This window comes from Chitinophaga sp. (assembly GCF_035761305.1).
Classification (GTDB): Bacteria; Bacteroidota; Bacteroidia; order Chitinophagales; family Chitinophagaceae; genus Chitinophaga.
Genome location: NZ_DASTRI010000240.1, coordinates 20,054 through 37,943, shown reverse-complemented (window position 1 = coordinate 37,943; position 17,890 = coordinate 20,054). Strand labels below are relative to the sequence as shown.

The window sequence follows — 17,890 nt, the reverse complement described above, 5'->3', positions numbered from 1 at the left end:
AGGGTTGCATCTCGCAAAAATTGCCCAATACCAACCTGCAGAATCAGAGGCTAATGGTTCCTGCTCCAGCTTTTTTGGATTATTGCCGTCGGTTGTGTTTTGATGGAGATATTTGCCGTAAGCGGTGTAATTCTTTCTGCCTGTTATTTGTATAAGGCCACGACCTTTAAACAATACACCATCGCCATCTTTAGTATTTCCCAGGTTTAGTCTATGTTCGTATGCTTTACCTGTGCCTACTTCTTCTGTTCTTGAAAGAAGCGCACTTTCAAGTAATATCTGTGATATAAAATGAGCAATTCGAAGAGGGGTAGTAATATCATATTTATGCATGGTGTTATTTAAATGGTCAATATGCTTTATGATATTACTGTTTGATGCAGCAGGTGCAATCTCTTTTATCTGCTCAACTGTCAAATATACTGTTGGTGTTTCAATGCCACAGGTGCATGGCCCAAATAAATTGGCTTGTTTTACCGGATGAAAGCTTTGCCACAAAGGATTATGCAGCTGATCTGGTTGAGCCCACCAGGGATGCGCAAGCGTATCTGCCATCTTACGCTGAGGCTTATTCTGAAAGAAATTACATCTGCAATAAATGCTGCTGCAACACATAGTTTGCAATTAGGTTAGAAAATAAAGGATAACTTACCCACCCCCTACACCGGCCACGGGTTCTGGAAGGAGCTGCTGTTCAGCTTTACCTCCTTTGCCGAAATCGTGATCTGTACCTGCATGGGATGCTCGCCGCTGGCCTGGAACCGCTCTTCATAATTTACACAGTAGGCATCGGTGAACTTCAGCTCTTTAAGCTTGGATAACGCATCGCGCCGGTAAAATACAATGCTGCCGCTCTTGGTCTTTGTATTGGAGATCATCCAGTCAAACAGATCGGTGCCGCCATCAGACTCCAGTGTTACGGTGATTTGCCCGCCGGTAGGCCGCGACGCAGGTTTGCCGTTGTGGTCCATACCCTGCGCAAAGGAGAACTGGCAATCCAGTACGTTGATTTCTTCACCGTCTAATTGCATGACTGCTTTAAAAGACATATAGTTATTTGTTTTTGGATGATGATTGAATAAGCTGTGAACCGTGTGCACTGCCAATACAGGGGATGTTTGTGGTTAACCTGGTCAACATACAACTGGAACCACTGCAGCAACAGCACATTTTATTTTGGGTGTAAGGCTTTTCTCATGGCGTATTACTTTGGGTCAAAACAGTTTCAAATGTCCGTCTGGTTTCCGGTACGAAAATACTTATTCTTAAACATTTTCAACACCGGCAACTTTTTAACAAACCTCTTTTTGTTTTAGTAATAAAGATATGTAGGTACGAATGTAATAAATTATTGCACCTTTACAACAGACTTGTAAATAGATCACTTCCCGGAATTATTAACATCCCCCACATCTTATAAAAATTAATAAGTAACGCTTTGTTTTAAGATAACGCAAATAATGAATTTGTAAATTTTATTAATTGTTAATTCACCCAACTGATTAATAGTTGTTTATGAATAGCATAACAGTAATTGAAATTATAACCATTGAATATAACTGCCGTACTATCGCGCCTGCCCGGAAGCCACCACAGCCCCTTTGGCCGCACAGAAAATTTAATTTTTACATTTAAACCGTATCTTTAGCCTTAACATAGGATACAAGTATCAGCATTTTTTGACCCAAACCATTGGTCCCCCCGGATCATGGAAAACAAGAACAGGCATTTTATTAGAAAAACCGAGAATCATCCAAATGACCCTGGCTACATACACTACATATACTCCGGAAGTGCACACAGCCATACGCGTTGCCCAGGCAATAGCCAAAGAGTACCGGCATGCACACTACAGCCCTGCACATTTGCTAAAAGCTTGTTTACATAAAGAAGTAGGGATTGCCGCCGCATTACAAGCAATGGATATTGATATCTATTACCTCGAAGAATGGGCCGATGTACGGCTGGATAGCCAGCCCAAAGCATCCCGCATACCAGGCGAACCCGAAGAGGACGACCAGGCCGCCGCTGTATTGCAGGAGGCCGATGCCGTACGCATCGAACAAAACCTCGACGCTGCCAATGCCTGGAGCCTGCTGATAGCACTGAGCACCCCGGGTGTAGGCTTTTCTTTTGAACAGCTGAAAACATTTCCCTTTACACGGGAGCAGCTGCTGGCAAGATATAACAATAACGGGCAAACGAAACAGCAGTTTACGGCAAATGCACAGCCAAATACAGCCTCCCGGAAGCAGGCGCCGTTAAAATATGTGTACCTCCTTACCGACCCGCAGCGCCTGCAGCAAAAACACGCCCTGCCGGGGCGCGATGCGGAAATACGCATAATGACGGAAATACTGACCCGCAAAGGAAAATCCAGCATATTAATCATAGGCGAAGGCGGTGTAGGTAAAACTTCCATTGCCGACGCGCTGGCCCGCGCCATTACAGAAAAGCAGGTACCGCTGGCCCTGCAGCAAACCGCCATTTATGCGCTCGACTACGGCGCTTTTATCGCCGGCGCCGCATATAAGAACGAACTGGAAGACCGCCTGCTGCAAATCATACAACAGCTCAAGCAAACCGGTAAGCACATCCTGTTTATTGATAACCTGCACACCCTGCTGGATAAGCAGCCCGGTTCCGGCGGCAGCGGCATTGCCAATATCTTAAAAGCCTCGCTGGGCAAAGGAGAGATTATTGTAATCGGCAGCAGCACACCCGAAGGTTTCCGCAAGCTGATTGAGCCCGACAACCTGCTGCGCCACTGCTTTGAAACCATTACACTGGCCGCGCCGGACGAAACCATGGCCAACCGTATGATACAGGCCGTAATACCGGACTATGAAGCATATTACCGGTTAAAGGTAAGTCCGGATGTAACGCTGGAGGCTATACGGCTTTCGAGCCGCTACCTCAAAGAACGCAGCCTGCCGGACAGCGCCATTAACCTGCTTGACCGTACTATGGCTGCCATCCGTACCCTGCAGGACACCGGTGTACAAACCCTGCAGCAGCTGCAGCAGCAATTCAATGCTATAGATATTAGTGCAGATACTGCTAAACAAGACCTGCTGTGGTTATATCACCAGCTTACGCAACGCCTTAGCACCCTGCTCACCAGCCGCTTGCAGGAGCAGCGGAATCTTTATAAGATAGATGATACACAGGAGCTGCAGGCTGCTTTACAGCAAATGCTCGAACAACTGCAACACATGGCCGCTAACCACCAGGATGAAGTAACTGCCACGGACCTGGCTACCATTATTGCAGAAGCTACCGGCATTCCGCTGGGCAAAATACAGGCCCGGGAGCGGGAACGCCTGGTGAATATGGACATCCATTTACGCAAACGCGTAGTAGGGCAGGACCATGCGCTCAAAACCGTGTCGGAAGCCATCCTGGAATCACGCTCCGGCTTAAGCAGGCCCGGGCAGCCTATCGGCTCCTTTTTTTTCCTGGGCCCCACCGGCACCGGTAAAACAGAGCTGGCAAAATCCCTGGCCGACTTCCTGTTCCAGGACGAGCGCTGCATGATAAGGTTTGATATGTCGGAGTTCAAGGAAGAACATTCTGCTGCCCTGCTGTACGGGGCTCCGCCGGGCTACGTAGGCTATGAGGAAGGCGGCTTGCTGGTAAACAAGATCCGGCAGCAACCTTATGCCGTGGTGCTGTTCGACGAAATTGAAAAAGCCCACCCTTCGGTTTTCGACATCTTTTTACAGATCATGGATGAAGGAAAGCTGCATGACCGCCTGGGCAAAACCGGCGACTTTTCCAATGCGCTGATCCTGTTCACCTCCAATATAGGCAGCGATGCCATTGCACAATCGTTCCGCGAAGGCGCAATACCGCCTTCACAGCAGCTGATGGAGCTGATGGCCCGTCATTTCCGGCCGGAGTTCCTGGGCCGCTTAACGGAAATAGTGCCCTTTGGGCCTATTCAGCAGGAGAACGTAGTGAAGATATTCGACATTCACCTGCAACATTTGCTGCATATGCTGGAACAACAGCAGATAGGCTTTGTGGTATCGGATGCGGCCCGGCAGCAGCTGGCCCTTCAGGGCTACTCGCCGCAATACGGCGCCCGTCCGCTGAAAGAGGTGATCCGCAACCGCCTGCGCAAGCCGCTTTCCCGCATGATCATTGAAGGCACTTTGCAAAAAAATATGCAGGTGCAGCTGGATGTGGATGACACCGGAGAATTAAAATGGTCAATTACGAATGAGTAATGGTATTTTAATCTGATCGTTATTTTTCACTGTTATTGTAAAATCTGTTAAAGCGTAACGTAACGGCATCATTCATTATCCAACGTTATAATATTCGCTGTCAGTCATTCGTAATTGTTAATTGTTAATTCGTAATTGATTTCCGCACCGGAATTGATACTAAATCTGTAAATTTAATTAAAGACCATAGCAAACATTAAAATCTTTTTTTATGAACGATAACTATGGAATTGGTGGTAATGAGGTGAAGCTGGATGCCAATGAGGCTATAATAGAAATATCTCATAACCGTACATTGTTTGCTGAGAAGTTAACCCAGCAAACCCCAATCAAACCTGAAATTGTACAAGGGTTAACCAAAGTAGAGGACGTGTTTGAGCACTACAAGCCAGCAGTGCCCATTACTTTTCATGATGCAGACGGACAGGGCATTAATGAAACGCTGCAGTTTCATAACCTGGGCGATTTCGGCGTTAAAGGCATTACCGCCCAAAGCGCGTTCCTGAACGATCTGGCCACTGAAAAGGAACAGTTTCTCAAGATCATGAAACACCTGAAAACAAATAAAATCCTCAAAAGCGCACTGGCAGATCCTTCTGCACGGCAGGCCCTGCTGAGCGCCGTAAGAGGCATGCTAAAAGACCTTAAGTAATTACGAATTGTCAATTACGAATTACGAATTGATTAGCGTTATGTTAAAACATCATTCGCTTAAAATGTTTTGATAGTATTCGCTTCAATTCATTTGTAGTCGTAATTAATAGTTCGCAATTAAGTAACATCCAAATTCGTAATTGATAATTCGTAATTCGTAATTGAACCCATATGGCAGAGTTACAAAAAAGTCAGCAGCAGGAAATTGAAACTGCTGGTCAGGCCGCACCACAGCAGCAGGAGCTGTCACTGGAGCAAAGTATTGACGCATTGGCAAAGTACGGAGGCTTTGACCTGCTGGAAGCATCTATTGAAGGCGCCCAGAACCTGAACCCCGACCGTAAAGCAAGACGCAATATATTTCTTACCGAAGCCAATAAAAAAGGCGAGCGGGATAAGCTTAAAAAATCCCTGCAGGTATGGGAAAAAGTGTTGTCATCCACTACCGAGCTGGCCGACATGGTAAATTTCTGTGAAGAACATGCGGAAGAAGCCGGTAAAGTGCTGGGTAAAAACCTCTCGGAAGCTATTGACGCTACCAGGGAGCTGGAACAATCCTACCGCAATGTGGCCCTGTTCTTTAAGAATACCGAGTCAGACAAGGTAAAGAACATAGCGTTCATTAACGTTGAGCTGGACCAGCTCAAAGACCTGGACAACACCCGTTTTATTGACGCCATTCAGCAGGAGATTGTTCAGAACTACGACCGCCTTGACCTGCGCGGCAACTACAGCCTGCTGGTTATTCCCGGTTACCTGGGCTCCAACAAGGTGCTGGAAAAATGGGCCAAGATAGCGCATGAAAATAAGGTAATGCTGGTTACCGATTTCTCCCACCTCGATGCCCCGGATGATGTAATGGAAATGTTTGAACAGGCCAACCTTACCGGTGGCGAAATACACCGCTCCAACGTGATCATGGCCTGTAACTGGCTGGTAGGCCGTGGCAGGTTTGATGAAATAGGGGAGGAAGATAACCTGTATGTACCGCCTTCAGGCTCACTGGCCGGTAAAATATATAAAACCCTTATGTCGCAGGTAACGGCCGGTAAAAAATTCGGCGGCATGAATGAGGTTGACGGTGTTAAGTTTGAGCTGAAGAAAAGCGAAATAGCCAACCTGGAAAAAATGGGCCTGGTGCCCATGGTAAAGGAATACGGCAAGGTAATGGCCTTTAGCGCCAAAACACTGTTCAACGGCGATAACATTGGCCTGCAAACCTACTCGGTAGTACGTGTATTCGACTACGTTACCAAGGTGCTGATGGACTTCCTGAACCGCCGCGCATTTGAAAACTTTAATGCCAACACCCGTAAAGACCTGATGAAGCAGATTATCCGCTTCCTCGACAGCATAACCGGGCCGGATAAGCTGATTGAAGATTTCAACATCCGCCGTTTTGAGCAGGACCCGATCCAAAAAGACCGTATTCACCTGGACATTCACCTGAAACCGTATTTCCCGGCCAAGAACTTCCTGATAAAAATGGAAGGTCATAAAGGGGACGATGGCAATGACTGGGAAACCGAATATGAGCAGGACAAAAAATAATATCGCCTGCGCATAGCGCATTATTCCATACCTGTGCTAATAAATAATAGTAGTAAACGAATGGCAATGTTAGGGCATGTGACAGCGGGAATGTGCGCCGCAGCGTTGTTGCTTTACAGCAGCAGGGCCGGTGCGCAGTCGCAGTCATCAATAGATACAATACTTACCACCAAAGGGGCCGCCACCCTCATTACCTGTGGCGCGGCGGTAAGCACTTTCCAGATAGGCGATGGTAAAAACGCGGATTATGACTACCGGATCGTAGACAGGAACCTGGTATTTATAAGGCCTACAGCTGCCACGCCCAGAACCACTAACCTGATAGTAAGAGAAGGCAGCAATGTACATTACCTGATACTTGCCTACCGCGATAAGGCCGACCTGTCGCAGCTGAAGTACACACTGTCTGCCAAAGCCGGCGCAGCGCTTAATCCAACCGCTACGCCGGAGGCAAAGGTGGTAACAGGCAGTGATGGAAAGCCGGTGCCGGTAGTAACCGAAGATGAAGGCACTGCCGCTGCTGCGGTAAATATTGATACGGTAACAGTAAGCAAAATAGCAGATGATTTTGGCAAGCAGCAGAAAGCAGGCCACCAGCACGAAACCAAAGTAGGCGGTGTTACGCTCAGCTTTTCCAATGCCATGCTGCTGAACAACCTCATTTATTTTTGCTACCACCTGCGCAACCGCTCGCAGCAGCCTTATAACCTGGTAAAGGCCGCGCTGATGTATAAAGACAACAAAACGGCCGACCGCCTGTATACCATGCCCATACTGTATAAAAAAGCGCCGGCTACAGTGAACCGGAAAGACGAGCAGCAGCTGGTATATGTAGTGCCCGCGCGCGCATTGAAAAGGAATGATGAAGTAGTGATCGTGCTGCAGAACAATGCCGACCAGCGGCAGCTGGTATTATACACGCCCATAAATGCGCTGCCGAAATATATGGTGCAGTAAAACATGAAACATGTAAGGTTCATATTGTTCGTTGCCTTTTGCTGCGGCTGCGTTTTAAGCAGCCGCGCGCAGGTGGTGGAGTTTTGCGGGGAAGCCGTACCCCTGGAACGCGACTTTGTTTCCAACCGGTTAATGGATGTAATAAAGTGGCACCTGCGCCACCAGAATTTCCTGCCCCTGCTCAAAGCCAAATCAGAGCAGTATTTCCCGCTGATAGTGCCCATCCTGGAACAATATAACATCCCTGAAGATTTTAAGTACCTGCCGGTGGTGGAAAGCGGTTTTACCAATGCCACTTCCCCGGTAGGCGCGCAGGGGGTGTGGCAGCTGATGCCCGGCACTGCTTCGGAATTAGGATTGCAGGTGAGCAACGGGTACGATGAGCGTAATCACCTCCTGAAATCTACCCGGGCCGCCTGTGTGCTCATCCGCAAGCTGTACACGCAGCTGCAGTCCTGGACCCTGGTAGCCGCTGCCTATAACGCCGGTATCGGCAATATTTCCCGTAATGTAAAAAAGCAGGGCAGCCGTGATTATTACCAGCTGATGCTGAACAACGAAACCGCGCAATATATTTACAAGATCATTGCCGTAAAACAGCTGTTTGAAAGCCCCGAGCTATACCTGGCCGGTTTTGGCTATAATGTATTTAACAAAAGCACTCCCACCGGCGCTGTATTTGACGCCGGTCTCCGGCCCGAAAATGACCGCGATTTTAAAAGCATCCGTATTACCGTTGGCAAAAATATCCGGCAGGCGCCTGCGATGATGTACACCGCCCGGCTGGAGCACAATACCTCCTTTACCGATGGCCAGCTGGTAAGCATTGAGCTGCTGGATGATCTGCAAACAGGAGGTGTGTACATCAGCAAAAACACCAGCATTTCCGGCAGGGGATGGATTGTGAGCAACCGTATTTATGTGGACCTCGGATTTGGCGATACCCTTGTGCTATGTGATAACAACGGTAAAAAAGGCGTGCCGATCAACCAGCTGAAAGAAGGCGGCACCGTAACATTGGTAGGCAGGCGCTCCAATTCGTAATTAACTCATAAATACCCGGTAAGGATAATTATTGGCGGAGCGTTCCCGCAGCTGCGTCAGCAGCTCATCCTTTAAGTAGGTAAGGCTGCCATCTGCATAGGTATTTACCGGCTTTACCAGCGTTATGCGTATATCAATGCTGCGGCTGTAACCTGCTTCAGATCCGGGTATGAGGGTAGTGCCTTTGCTTACCGTTACAGTGCTCAGCTCTTTACCCATGATATGCCTGCACAGCGCTTTAATATCTTCCGGCGTAACAATGCGGTCGTGTGTAAGCAGGTGATAACGGTACTGGTTAATTTTTTCATCAATGTTCAGCCGGTCTTTGCCCCCCTGTGTATTGGTAAGCAGCGTTATGCTGTTGGGCTGCAGCTGTATGCTGCCATACTCCTGTAAATGGCTGCCCATGCGAATGTTGTTGGCTGCCGTGCCGTTGGTGGTGTAAAATTCTACAAACAGGTATTCGGCGCTTTCCCTGGGCTTTACCATCAGGTAGGGAATATTGCCCTTATTACGGGTGGGCTGCAGCTGCTCTTCCAGTGAGGCTATGAGCTGGTGCAGCTCGCGCATGCGCCCGGCTACGTAATCGTTCTTCACCTCTTCAAACAGCGAGCTTTCATCACGTATCACCTCAATCAGGTAAGCAATTATTTCCTTGGCTTCCCGGGAGTCAAAGCGCCCTATGCCGCTACTGCGCACCACCAGCTCGCCTTCCTGCATTTCGCCGGTGGTGGTAAAGTTGCGTACATGGTAGGCGGCGCCGCCCAGGTCGTGCACTTTTTTTACGTCAAAGAAAATATCGGGCGTATGCAGGGGAATAATATTCAGGTAGCGGTTCAGCTTCAGCGACTGCTCATTTACTTTACGGTTAATGACCGGGAAGCAGTTAATGCTGCAGTACAGGTCTTCCAGCAGCGGGTGATGCACGGTTTCAGGAAATTCAACCCGCAGCCACAGCGTATTGGGATCTATTGCTGCAGCGGCTTCCTTCCCGAATACCAGCTGTAAGACCGGCGGCACGGTGCGCTGTTTGGCAGGGGTAAAGTCAGTATTTACCGTAAGAAAGTTGCGGCGGTAGCGCTGCAATACTTCCCGGCTGTAACGCGCGCTGGTGTCAAAGGTGATGTCCAGCATGGCGTTCACCGCTTCTTCTTTTTCATTGCGGCTGTAATGATAGCCGCTGTTCACGGGCAGCTCCGTGTCCTGTATAAAAAAGCGGGCCAGCGGCAGGTAGTGGTAAAACATTTCCTGCTGGTGAATATTGCGGAGGTCAAAGAAAAAGGAAAGGCCGTTAAAATTATCCGGTAAAGCATCCATGGCCAGCCCCAGCCACAGGTGGTTGGGCGCTGCATCCCGGGGCAGGGCGCCCTGCAGCACCTGTTCTTTAAACCAGTGTTCGCGGGTTTCATACAGCTTGCCGCCAATTGCCATATAGCGGATGTGGCCGCGGAAAAGGTGGTGATGGCTCATTGGGCTAAAGTAAAGGTCTTTGCTGGCGGCGCCGGATTTCTGCGTGTAAAAGAACTGGTGATCAGGTGTAATGCCGGTGGCCGGTTCATTGCTGGCAGCATGCAAAATACCGTAAGCCGGCTGGCTGGTAGTAATGGGCTCCGGCATCATGATCTGCGCCAGGCGCTCTACCAGCCGCGCATGCGATACATCTACCTCATTGGATATTTTTTCCAGCTCGCTGGCGCAGGCTTCCAGCAGCAGCTGTACTACGGGGTCAAAAGATGTTTCTACTTCTGCATCAGGGTAGCCCCACAATCTTGCGGCGGTTTTCAACATCCGGTCTTTGATACGTTCTTTTTGCTCTTTCATGATAGCTGCTTTTGTGCCTGGTATTAATCAAACGATAGGGGGCTTACATAAAAATAGCTGCTGTAATGGAACGGGTTATTATTCCTGGCCAGGGTGCCGTTTACGCTTACTTTTATTTTTTTCTTCACCTTGCGGCCTGCAGCCATGTTTAGCTCTTCCTGGCTTACTATGGCTACCACTCTTAACTGCGACAGTCTTTTTTCATACTTCACAATAGCGGCGCGCACCGCCATCTCTACCCTTTCTTTTACTTCGTTGTTGGAAGCTTTAATGTCAAAGTCGGATTCCCACAGCTGGCAGCCGTACTCAGGGTCGTCTTTGTTTTCGCCCAGCACCGTGGTAATCAGCAAATGTATGTGCTGTGATACAGACTCCTCCAGCGTGCATACCGGCATATCCTTTTTCTGCAGCACGCCGCCGAGATTCAGCGGCAGCTTGTAGTATTGTCCGTTCATCCGGTTCAGATTGATGGGTTACAAATACAGCTCCTAGAAAATGCCCAGGAAACCTTTCTTGTCGTAGCGTATGCGTATCTCTTTTACACAGCCATCCGGATCCTTTATCAGGTTCACCATTTCTATTTTAATACGTTTTTTACCGCGTATGGCTTCGCAGAACTGTGAAAAGGTTTTAACATCCTTATCATTCAGCAGTACGCGTGCGTTCAGGTTATTGCACAAATATGGCGCAAAGTCCTGCACGCCTTTTTGCTTGTTGCTAACCATGGTTAGCATATTGCGGAACTCTTCGTCGGAAATAGCGGGCGCTTTAGGCTTTTCAGGCGCGGGCGCGGGAAGGGCTTCGGGTTGGTTTTGCGGTGCAGGAAATGGAGGCGGTACAAATGCATCGTTACGATGCTCGGTTGGCGCAGGGAAAACCATTACGCGCTTTTTTACCATACGGCTGGTATCGCCGTTTACCACCAGTGTTACAATACGTTCACCGGCGCTGCTGAATACATACGTATGCGAGCGTTGCGTATGTGTTTCTGCGTTGGGCTGCTGCAGCCGCCATTCCCACCTGTTAGCGCCGGGCGTGCTGTTGCTGAAGGTAACAGGGCGGCCTACAAAAGCTTCCGTAGGTCCGTCAATTACAGGAAATACATCTGCAGCCGGTGTGCTTGCTGCGGGCGGTATGGGATTAATCACCTGTACCTCCTGGCTCCAGCTGCATTTGCCGGCCTGCAGCGTTACAACAAAGCTGCCGGCTTTTGTAAAGGCATGATACACCTGCTGCCCCTGCTGCTGTACGCTGCTGTCGCCAAAGTGCCATATATAATCGCCGGCTGGCGTGCTGCCAGTATTATTAGCTTTAAAAGTAATAACTTCTCCTGTTGTAAACGAAGTATTTACGCCATGCTGCCGGCTGCTGAAGGCCATGCTAACGTGGCTGCAGTCCTGCCTGTTGCCGGCTTTAAAAGCCAGCATTACTATGCTTATTATCAGCAAGGCCAGGAAAGTGTAAAGCACCATCGGGTCGATATGGCTGGTGATGCTGCTGAAAGGTCTTACCGAATTTACTTTTCGCTCATTGGGTGATCGTTGTGGGGCCATCGGTTTTTCACGTTTTTGCAATTTTAAATAATTTTTTAGATAAATTGCCATTAAAATAATACTGAGTAGTTACCCAAAAATGAACTTACATATTACACTTTGTTCATATCAAAACTAACTGCAGAACCGAGCATGGACCCTGGTATATGAATACGAAGGCAAGGTTCCATGAACCAATAAAACAGTGCAATATGAACGAATGAAAAACCTTAAAACAAATTTCCGGATGACAAACTATGCACAAAAAGCGGCTGTGCTGGAAGAAGTGATAGACCATATCCGTAGCATGCATGAAGATGTGCGGGCCGAAGTAGTAGTAGGTGAGTTACTGGATAACCAGGTTCAGCAGGAAGAAGTAACCGTGCAGATGCAAAATGTGTTTACCCGTGCTTTTGCAAAAGATATTGTTGGTGTAAAGCTGGATGATTCACAACCCTATCATCCCTTTATTGCCCTGCAGCTCTCGCGCGACGGGCTGTATGACCGGCTGCCGGAAGGCCTGTTCCATGAGTTTTCATCGCAGCAGCGCGGCTCGGTGCAGGAAATGGTGGCCCACTATAAAAAACAGCAGCAGGAGCAGCAGCAGGCCCGTAAATTCTTTCAGCCGCTGGAGCATGAATTTTTCCTGCAGCGCGTTTTCCTGGAGCAGCGCGAAAAGCACCTGTTGTTTGATGCCTTTGGCAAAGATGCCGATCAGCTGTTCTTATCTTTCTGGGGCATTCATCCCAACTTACCAAGAACACCGGCCAACCGTTTGGTAAGATTATTGCCATATATGCACCGCATTGCAGGCAACATACCCCTGGTGCAGCTGTGCCTGCAGGTAATACTGGAAGAAGATGTGCAGATTGTTTGTGAACATGCGCCCCGGCGCGTACCCGGCAGCAACGGCATACCGTTGGGGGAAGCCCGTTTGGGACTGAATACCCTGGCCGGCGAAATCTTTTATACCGATATGCCGGTAATGAAAGTAACCATAGGACCGTTACAACGGAAACGTATATACGATTATTTGCCCTGGCAGCCTTATGGTCAGCTGCTGGAGGCATGTTATGGTTTTTTGTTTCCTGCGGATGTGGAAATTGAAACATTACTGGAACCCAACAAGGAGGAGAAAGGCGCGGTGGTAGCGGATGATGACCGTAAGCAGGGAATAATGGGGTATAACTTATTTCTGTAGTGTAAACCAAACAAAGTCAATTACGAATTATTTAATTACGAATTACGAATGGAATGCCCCGTAAGCTATGCGTAACCCGTAATTAAATACATCGTTTGTACACAGCATTATTGAATGATGGGCAATAGGAATGTACATTAAAGAAAATGATGTTATCCATCGTTCGTAATTATTCGCATTCATAATTACTTTCAAAGGTGCTCATGAATGCTTCATTTCGTAATTGAGTAATCCGTAATTAAATTCATTGTATGTTACTAAAAGCTAAGATATACCTGGTAGTAGCGGCAGTGTTAGCCCTTGGAGGGTTAACAGTTGCCATGCTAAGCCGCTTTATCAAGAATTTTGCCCTCTATAAGAAAAAGGCGTTATGGTACCTCTTTTACATGACGCTGGTATTTGGGGTGGTAGCTTCCCTGCCTTACCTGTTCACCAACCAGAACCTTATGAGCCAGTACATCTTCTCATCTGTATGGTTCCTGGGCCTGGGTATTGTGCATTGCCATTTTATGTACACCCGTTTCTGGGCAAAAGAAAGCACGCTGGGCTCTGAGCTGGCATTTATTGTAGCCATCTGGTTGTTTGGCGGGGCCTTATCCACGCTGGTGCATTACTGGATGTCAAAAGGCACCTTTATGTATTATCCCATGCTCACCGCCATGTTCCCTTTTGTATTACCCACCTTTGTATATAAAACTTTTGAACGGATGATGGCCATACCGGCCAAGGTGCATAAATGGTGGCAATACCCTTTGTACAAGGAGGCGCCGCAGGTGAATGAAGACGAAATGCGCGACCTGATCGTGATAGGCTTTGAGCTGGAGAAAAGGGCGAACGATAACAACCGTATTTATTTCCGCGCGCGCACGCCTATTAAAATGGACCTGGGCGACCTGTTCTATCATTTCCTGAATGATTATAACGACCGCTATCCCAATACGCCCATTGACTTCCTGGACAGTAACGGGCAGCCTTACGGATGGGTATTTCACCGCAAGCCGCGCTGGCTCATAGGCACCAAAACCCTGGACCCCGAAAAGCCGGTATTTATGAACGGCATACAGGAGAACAGTGTAATCATTTGCAACAGGGTAACATTATCATAACGGGATTAAACATCCTTGCTTATTAAATAATTAAATCGATAATTATGGCGGAGCCGTTGAAATATTTTCCCGTTAACTGGGTAGATGGAATGAAGATCAGGAAGCAGCATTTTATTGATACCGAAAATGCGCTGCTGGATCAGCTGCGGGATGCTATTGCCGTAGGGCTGCATGCGCAAAACTACGGGCTGCTGCCTCCCAAGGCAGAACAGAAAGAGTCTTTACGGTGCTGGTTTGTAACAGACAACCAGCGGCTGTGGCGTGTAAAGCTAACAGAGTGCCGGGCCGTAACACCGGGCGGCGCCCGTATTGAAATACCGGAACATACGGTGCACTCCCTGAAATATGCCACCACCTTCCCGGAAGCGGAATATAAATGGGACCCTTCGTATACCGAAAGCACTTTTTACATCCTGATACAGGTAAACCCGTTTGACCGCCAGCCCAGCGGTGAGCCGCTGCTGCATGAAGATCCGCCGCGGCTGCCTTATGCCACGCCGGAATATACGTTGTACGTGGCGCCTGCATCACAGCTGCCGCAGGGGCAGCTGGGCAGCTACCAGATGATACTGGGTAAAATAACGGTAAAGGATGCACGCCCGCAGCTGGATGATGATTATATACCGCCCTGCGCTATTGTAGCAGCGCATCCCGCGTTAACAGACCTGCACCAGGAGCTGGATCAGTTCCTGGGCCAAATGGAGCTGTATGGTGTGCACATTGTACAGAAAATATATGCCCGCAAGCAGGATAACGACCTGGCGCAGGTAGTGCTGTACATCACGGAAAAAATAGTGCAGTACCTGGGCACGCGCATTACGCAGTTCCGCTGGCTGGGCCTGTACCAGGAACCTGCCGCCATGCTGGAAGTAATAGCCGGCCTGGCGCGCACCATGAAAAATGCCATTGACCAGCGGGCCAGCGCCGGTAAGGAGGAGCTGCTGAATTATTTAAGCGAGTGGTGCGAGCTGCGGCAGGGCGAGCTGGAAACGTTAATGATCAATTGCGCCAATATCCGTTACAGGCATATAGATGTGAGGGAGTGCCTGCAGCCCATGATACCTTTTGTTAAGGCCGTGAACAAGCTGTTTGACAGCCTTAGCCGGCTGGATTATATTGGCCGTAAAACAGACAGCGGCATTTTTGTGAAAGAAGAGTCGCCGGAAGACAGCGAATACCTGCGTAAACACAGAACCAAGGGCTGGTTCTTTACAGACTAGCTGTTGGCTTTTAACCCATGCTAACCGCTGATAACTGCCATTAGTAAACATATCTCTTAAATATAAAAACACAGCCAATAGCTAACAGCTAATGGCTAACTCCTAAAAGCTAGACGTATGCAAGTACTGAACAAACAGGAAAGAACAAAGGCCTTTTTATGGTTCCTGTTATTTTTTGTAATCACCGTAGGACTGTTCCTGGTAGCGGTTTTCTTTAACTTCCAGGTGCCGGTAAGGGAGAATGCGCAACTGCGCAAAGAGCTGGGCACTTTCCGTAAGGAGCAGGCTTTCCAGGCCGATTTTGTGCAGAACCAGGAGCGGGTAAAAGCAGATCTTGACTCGGTGAACCTGCCCAACCAGAATGCTATTTACGTTGAGCAGGAAATAGTAAAAAGCCTGTCCAGTATGCACAACGCTATTCCCAAAGATGTAGTAACACACTACGGGCTGTATGATAATTTTGTGCAGATGGGGTTAGCGTTGCAGGAAAGCAAACAACAGCTGCGCGGCCTGCAGGATGCGCAGCGCACCATTGCAGAATTAAAAGAAAAAGTACAGGATCTTAGCACGCAGCTGGATCGTTCCGAAAATCAGCTTGACTACTACAAACGCCTGTCAGCAAGCACTCCGGCGCATTAACGCAATGCTGTTATATTATGTTTATGAAAAATTAGTAAATATTTTATTTGTTAAATTATCATTTTACAAGGTTGCAATGCTTGGCCACATAGCCATTATCTTTTAATTTAGGGTCTTCATAACTACTTGTTTCTTCATAGGTATTTTTAATTATTTGGTAACCTTAAACATTTAACCCATGTCTTTCAAATCCGAATTTGAAGTAGCTGGCAAAAAGTATGTTGTAAAACACTGCAGCTACGACCTCAATCAAGAAGTTGATGCAACCGGCCGCCCATCTGCTATTACACGCGGAGGCCGTATTCGTTTAACTGTGGAATCTACCGGTGAAACAGACCTTTTTGAATGGATGGTGAACAACTTTGAGCGCAAAGACGGTTCTATTACTTTCTTCAAAAGGGACTCTGACTCCAAGCTTAAAACTGTGACCTTTAAAGAAGGCTATCTGGTAAAGTTTGAAGAAAATTTTGATGCGGACAATCCGAACCCCATGACGATCTCGTTTACCATTTCTGCCCGCGAGCTGTCCTCCGGTAGTGGTACACACATCAACCAGTGGGTTGGATAAAGTGAATTTTTTCAATAGTAAAAAAGTCCCGGTATACGCCGGGACTTTTTTTATGGATAGAGATCATAATGAACGGTTTGTGTATACAACTGCTTTGCCGGTATTAACAGCAGTAAACCGTGTATACAGGCATGCGACCGCCGAAAAACAGCACTACTGCATAAATGTTGCGCTTACTTTGTGCGAACGTAAACGCGATTGCAATTGGCTGATAGCCCGTGCCGCAACCGGTATATAACATACAAGGACATACGAATACAAAAGGATATTGCGCTACATATGCTCACCGGCTACTGGAAGCAAACTGCTGCTGCCGGCAGCAGGTGAGCCTGCAGCAATTAAGCGCTTCGCTGTAAAAGACTATTGTTATAATTACCGTATTCGCACATTTATGTTTTCCGCAGCTGTATGGATTGCACAAAATGATGGCTGCCTTTTTCCAGTATCAGGCTGGCGCGATAGCGTGTTGGCTCAATATTCTGTTCCAGGTTAGGTTTGTTGATCTCGTTCCAGATCTGTGTGGCCATGGCTACGGTTTCGTCGTCAGACAAATGCGCATAGCGGTGAAAGTAGGAGTGCGGGTCCTGGAAGGCGGTGCGGCGCAGCGACTCAAAACGGGCAATATACCACTCCCGCAGGTCTTTTTCTGCCGCGTGCACGTAAATAGAAAAATCAAAAAAGTCAGACACAAACACGGCGGGTTCCCGCTGTTCCCGGTTTCTTACCTGCAGTACGTTAATGCCTTCCACGATAACAATGTCCGGCGAAACAATCTGCTGCTGCCGGTTGGCGATAATATCATATTCCAGGTGCGAGTAAATAGGCGCGCTCACTTTTTCCATGCCCGACTTTACATTGGCCAGGAACTCAATCAGGCGGCGTATATCGTAGCTTTCGGGGAACCCTTTGCGGTTCATCAGCCCTTTCTGCTCCAGTACACGGTTGGGATATAAAAACCCGTCGGTGGTTACCAGCTCAACCCGCGGATGATTGGGATAGGCCGAAAGCAGGCGTTGCAGCACACGGGCAGTGGTGCTTTTACCTACGGCTACGCTGCCGGCAATACCGATAATGTAAGGTACTTTGTGGGTGTGGTTGTTCAGGAATTCGCTGGTAGTGGCATGCAGCTGCTGCGCAGCGGTTACATGGAGGTTTAGCAGGCGTGCCAGCGGCAGGTACACATCCAGCACCTCTTCAGTTGTAAGCGGCTCATTAAGGCCCTGCAGCTTGGCAATATCGTTTTCAAATACCAGTGCGGCATCATCTCTTTGCCGGGCCCATTCTTCCCTGCTGATGGTGATGTATGGCGAGTAACGCGCCCGTTTAGTCTGTTGTTTCATAATTACGGGAAGCAGGCTGATTTGT

Annotated in this window: 16 protein-coding genes; 10 read left to right on the top strand and 6 right to left on the bottom strand. The window is 48.2% G+C overall.

All coding sequences use genetic code 11. The features are described 5' to 3' along the window. On the bottom strand, positions 1 to 555 hold a 555-nt coding region (locus tag VFS25_RS20365; protein ID WP_326464021.1), incomplete at its 3' end, for a hypothetical protein. A gap of 104 nt (positions 556 to 659) precedes the next feature. Further along, positions 660 to 1,049 carry a type VI secretion system tube protein TssD gene (gene tssD / locus VFS25_RS20360; protein WP_326464020.1) on the bottom strand — a complete coding sequence of 130 codons (390 nt, stop codon included), beginning with the start codon at positions 1,047 to 1,049 and terminating at the stop codon, positions 660 to 662. Between the two features lie 708 nt (positions 1,050 to 1,757). Here tssD (VFS25_RS20360) and VFS25_RS20355 point away from each other — a divergent pair. The 5 genes from VFS25_RS20355 (at position 1,758) to VFS25_RS20335 (ending at position 8,438) form a co-directional block, all read left to right on the top strand. Then, a complete protein-coding gene (locus VFS25_RS20355; protein WP_326464019.1) occupies positions 1,758 to 4,232 on the top strand; it encodes an ATP-dependent Clp protease ATP-binding subunit in 2,475 nt (824 codons plus the stop codon). Positions 4,233 to 4,443: 211 nt separating this feature from the next. Continuing rightward, a complete protein-coding gene (locus VFS25_RS20350; protein WP_326464018.1) occupies positions 4,444 to 4,884 on the top strand; it encodes a hypothetical protein in 441 nt (146 codons plus the stop codon). Positions 4,885 to 5,057: 173 nt separating this feature from the next. Next, positions 5,058 to 6,437: a DUF5458 family protein gene (locus tag VFS25_RS20345; RefSeq protein ID WP_326464017.1), complete on the top strand. Its 1,380-nt coding sequence runs from the start codon at positions 5,058 to 5,060 to the stop codon at positions 6,435 to 6,437. A gap of 66 nt (positions 6,438 to 6,503) precedes the next feature. Further along, the gene (locus tag VFS25_RS20340; RefSeq protein ID WP_326464016.1) at positions 6,504 to 7,394 is read left to right on the top strand and encodes a hypothetical protein; all 891 of its coding nucleotides are present in this window, start codon (positions 6,504 to 6,506) and stop codon (positions 7,392 to 7,394) included. 3 nt (positions 7,395 to 7,397) lie between these two features. Then, positions 7,398 to 8,438: a transglycosylase SLT domain-containing protein gene (locus VFS25_RS20335; RefSeq protein WP_326464015.1), complete on the top strand. Its 1,041-nt coding sequence runs from the start codon at positions 7,398 to 7,400 to the stop codon at positions 8,436 to 8,438. Here the strand turns inward: VFS25_RS20335 and VFS25_RS20330 are convergent, their stop codons facing one another. From VFS25_RS20330 to VFS25_RS20320, 3 genes are read right to left on the bottom strand one after another with little or no spacing between them, the layout of a single operon-like run. Then, a complete protein-coding gene (locus VFS25_RS20330) occupies positions 8,439 to 10,259 on the bottom strand; it encodes a hypothetical protein (RefSeq protein WP_326464014.1) in 1,821 nt (606 codons plus the stop codon). Between the two features lie 23 nt (positions 10,260 to 10,282). Further along, positions 10,283 to 10,714, bottom strand: coding sequence for a GPW/gp25 family protein (locus tag VFS25_RS20325; RefSeq protein WP_326464013.1), 432 nt, complete (start codon positions 10,712 to 10,714; stop codon positions 10,283 to 10,285). 33 nt (positions 10,715 to 10,747) lie between these two features. After that, on the bottom strand, positions 10,748 to 11,812 hold the full coding sequence (locus VFS25_RS20320; protein WP_326464012.1) for a PKD domain-containing protein: 1,065 nt from the start codon (positions 11,810 to 11,812) through the stop codon (positions 10,748 to 10,750). 226 nt (positions 11,813 to 12,038) lie between these two features. Between VFS25_RS20320 and VFS25_RS20315 the strand changes: the two genes are divergently transcribed. The 5 genes from VFS25_RS20315 to tssD (VFS25_RS20295) all read left to right on the top strand — a co-directional run bounded on the left by VFS25_RS20315 (position 12,039) and on the right by tssD (VFS25_RS20295) (position 16,525). Beyond that, a complete protein-coding gene (locus VFS25_RS20315) occupies positions 12,039 to 12,992 on the top strand; it encodes a type VI secretion system baseplate subunit TssG (RefSeq protein WP_326464011.1) in 954 nt (317 codons plus the stop codon). Positions 12,993 to 13,243: 251 nt separating this feature from the next. Further along, positions 13,244 to 14,098 carry a TssN family type VI secretion system protein gene (locus VFS25_RS20310; RefSeq protein ID WP_326464010.1) on the top strand — a complete coding sequence of 285 codons (855 nt, stop codon included), beginning with the start codon at positions 13,244 to 13,246 and terminating at the stop codon, positions 14,096 to 14,098. Between the two features lie 44 nt (positions 14,099 to 14,142). Continuing rightward, entirely contained in the window at positions 14,143 to 15,318 is a 1,176-nt protein-coding gene (locus VFS25_RS20305) for a hypothetical protein (protein ID WP_326464009.1), read from the top strand. A gap of 117 nt (positions 15,319 to 15,435) precedes the next feature. After that, positions 15,436 to 15,957, top strand: a complete 522-nt coding sequence (gene tssO, locus VFS25_RS20300; protein WP_326464008.1) for a type VI secretion system TssO — start codon at positions 15,436 to 15,438, stop codon at positions 15,955 to 15,957. Positions 15,958 to 16,135: 178 nt separating this feature from the next. Beyond that, positions 16,136 to 16,525, top strand: coding sequence for a type VI secretion system tube protein TssD (tssD, locus tag VFS25_RS20295; protein WP_326464007.1), 390 nt, complete (start codon positions 16,136 to 16,138; stop codon positions 16,523 to 16,525). Between the two features lie 389 nt (positions 16,526 to 16,914). Here the strand turns inward: tssD (VFS25_RS20295) and coaA are convergent, their stop codons facing one another. Further along, positions 16,915 to 17,865, bottom strand: coding sequence for a type I pantothenate kinase (coaA, locus tag VFS25_RS20290; protein WP_326464006.1), 951 nt, complete (start codon positions 17,863 to 17,865; stop codon positions 16,915 to 16,917). Positions 17,866 to 17,890: the final 25 nt, after the last annotated feature.

Bases quoted from the DNA above. Each gene is read 5' to 3' on its own strand.
- VFS25_RS20310 (WP_326464010.1), top strand. From the start codon at position 13,244: ATGTTACTAAAAGCTAAGATATACCTGGTAGTAGCGGCAGTGTTAGCC.
- VFS25_RS20330 (WP_326464014.1), bottom strand. From the start codon at position 10,259: ATGAAAGAGCAAAAAGAACGTATCAAAGACCGGATGTTGAAAACCGCC.
- tssD (WP_326464020.1), bottom strand. From the start codon at position 1,049: ATGTCTTTTAAAGCAGTCATGCAATTAGACGGTGAAGAAATCAACGTA.
- VFS25_RS20325 (WP_326464013.1), bottom strand. From the start codon at position 10,714: ATGAACGGACAATACTACAAGCTGCCGCTGAATCTCGGCGGCGTGCTG.
- VFS25_RS20350 (WP_326464018.1), top strand. From the start codon at position 4,444: ATGAACGATAACTATGGAATTGGTGGTAATGAGGTGAAGCTGGATGCC.
- VFS25_RS20340 (WP_326464016.1), top strand. From the start codon at position 6,504: ATGTTAGGGCATGTGACAGCGGGAATGTGCGCCGCAGCGTTGTTGCTT.
- VFS25_RS20305 (WP_326464009.1), top strand. From the start codon at position 14,143: ATGGCGGAGCCGTTGAAATATTTTCCCGTTAACTGGGTAGATGGAATG.
- tssD (WP_326464007.1), top strand. From the start codon at position 16,136: ATGTCTTTCAAATCCGAATTTGAAGTAGCTGGCAAAAAGTATGTTGTA.
- VFS25_RS20335 (WP_326464015.1), top strand. From the start codon at position 7,398: ATGAAACATGTAAGGTTCATATTGTTCGTTGCCTTTTGCTGCGGCTGC.
- VFS25_RS20315 (WP_326464011.1), top strand. From the start codon at position 12,039: ATGACAAACTATGCACAAAAAGCGGCTGTGCTGGAAGAAGTGATAGAC.
- coaA (WP_326464006.1), bottom strand. From the start codon at position 17,865: ATGAAACAACAGACTAAACGGGCGCGTTACTCGCCATACATCACCATC.
- VFS25_RS20320 (WP_326464012.1), bottom strand. From the start codon at position 11,812: ATGGCCCCACAACGATCACCCAATGAGCGAAAAGTAAATTCGGTAAGA.
- VFS25_RS20355 (WP_326464019.1), top strand. From the start codon at position 1,758: ATGACCCTGGCTACATACACTACATATACTCCGGAAGTGCACACAGCC.
- VFS25_RS20345 (WP_326464017.1), top strand. From the start codon at position 5,058: ATGGCAGAGTTACAAAAAAGTCAGCAGCAGGAAATTGAAACTGCTGGT.
- tssO (WP_326464008.1), top strand. From the start codon at position 15,436: ATGCAAGTACTGAACAAACAGGAAAGAACAAAGGCCTTTTTATGGTTC.